Annotated in this window: 1 protein-coding gene; it reads left to right on the plus strand. The window is 54.2% G+C overall.

The features are described from left to right. A partial coding sequence (locus QP990_RS12270; protein ID WP_284799444.1) for a hypothetical protein occupies window positions 1–203 on the plus strand: 203 nt, incomplete at both ends.

Here is a 203-nt window from a genome sequence, read left to right on the forward strand (position 1 = left end):
ATGAAAGCTGGTGCTGTAGCCACCACCGCCGCTGCTGGTGTCAGCGCGGGTAAAGCCTTTAGTGATGGGTTTAACCGTCTTGCTTCGACTGACAAGGCAGAAAAGGCCCTCGAGGGCTTGGGCTACAAGGGCAAAGACATCGACCAGATTATGGGCAATGTCAACAAGTCCATTGAGGGCACCTCCTTCCTCATGGGTGATAC

This window comes from Corynebacterium sp. MSK071, assembly GCF_030232125.1.
Classification (GTDB): Bacteria; Actinomycetota; Actinomycetes; order Mycobacteriales; family Mycobacteriaceae; genus Corynebacterium; species Corynebacterium kefirresidentii.